Source organism: Streptomyces flavofungini (assembly GCF_041028215.1).
Classification (GTDB): Bacteria; Actinomycetota; Actinomycetes; order Streptomycetales; family Streptomycetaceae; genus Streptomyces; species Streptomyces flavofungini_B.
Window position 1 is genome coordinate 1 of sequence record NZ_JASKYR010001186.1, and the last position, 1480, is coordinate 1480.

At 73.4% G+C, this 1480-nt stretch carries 1 protein-coding gene; it reads right to left on the minus strand.

Translation table 11 applies throughout. From position 1 onward, the window contains the following. Positions 1-1394, minus strand: a 1394-nt coding sequence (locus AB8Z36_RS39590; protein ID WP_369218199.1) for an ATP-binding protein, incomplete at its 3' end; no start/stop codon positions are given. Between the last annotated feature and the right edge of the window lie 86 nt (positions 1395-1480).

Here is a 1480-nt window from a genome sequence, read left to right on the forward strand (position 1 = left end):
GCCCGGTCCCTCGGTTCGGGCAGCAGGGTCATGGCCTGGGCGATGTGCCGTTCGCAGGCCAGGGGGTCGAAGTCGCGTTCGGCGGTGCCGAGTTCGACGAGGAGGCGGGCGCGGGTGATGCCCTCGGCGGGGCTGTCGAGCAGGGCGCGGCGCAGGTAGCGGGCGGCGGTGTCGGGGGCGCCGCGGCGCAGGGCGGTGTCGGCGGCGGAGCGCAGGACGTCGACGGCCCAGGGCTGGTGCCGGGTGACGACGGCCATGAGCTGGGCGGCGACCTGCTCGGCGGGGCTGCCCGAAGCGTACAGGAGGGCGGCGGCCTCGTCGTGCAGCCGTTCGCGCTGGACCATGGTGAGGGTGGCTTCGACGGCGTCGCCCACGGCGCGGTGGTGGAAGCGCGGTTCGTGTGCGGAGGTGAGCATGCCCAGGGCGCCGAGGGCGCGCAGGGCCCCGGTGAAGCCGACGCTGTCGAGTCTGGCCAGCCGGGTCAGGGTGGGGACGTCGCCCTGTTCGCCGAGGGTGGCGATGGCGGCGGCGAGGTCGCGTACCGGTGCGGGCTGGGCGCGCAGGGTGCTGGCGATGTGTTCGCGGAGCTGAGAGGGACTCAGCCTGCGGGTGACATCGGCGTGTTCGGCCTGCGGGCGGCGGCCCAGGAGGTCGGTGCCGATGAGGGTCGAGATCAGGAAGAGGGGGTTTCCGGCCGAGGCTTCGTGGCAGGCCCGCACGAACTCCTCGTCGCCCGGTTCGCCGAAGCGTTCACGGACCAGGTTGCGGGCGGCCTCCAGGCTCAGGGAGGCCGGGCGCAGGGTCTGGGTGGCGCCCTCGCGCAGCTCGCGGATCAGCGCGTGGTTGGTGCGGGGGTCGCCGTCGCGCAGGGCGCAGACGATGACGGCCCGCAGTCCGTGCAGCCGCTTGGCCAGGAAGGTGAGCCAGCGCAGCGAGGGCACGTCGGACCACTGGAGGTCGTCGACGAGGATCAGCAGGCGGTTGTCGGCGCTGACGTTGGCCAGCAGCGAGAACAGTCCGTGCAGGACGGCTTCGGTGGCGGCGATCGCCTGGTCGGCGCCGGGTGAGACGGCGTCGTCGGCCAGGACGTGCCGGGCGAAGGAGGCGTGGGCGTCCATCCAGCGGTCGCGGACGTCCGGGGGCGAGTCGCTCAGCAGGGGTTCGAAGAGCTGCCGTACGACGCCGAAGGCGAAGTCCTGTTCCATGGGCGCGGCGTTGGCGCGCAGGACACGGATGTCGTCGTGGCCGTCGGCGGTCGCGGACAGCCGTTGCAGCAGGGCCGAGCGTCCGATGCCCAGCGGCCCGGTGACCACCACCAGGGAGGAGCGGCCTTCGGCGGCGGCGCCCAGTGCGGCGTCGACCAGGGTGATCTCGGTGTTGCGCTCCAGCAGCATGGGGTCAGCCGCCCTCCGGTCCTTGGGTCAGTACGCGCAGTTCCTCGCGTCCGCGGACGCGGAGTTTGCGGTAGACGCCGCTCAGG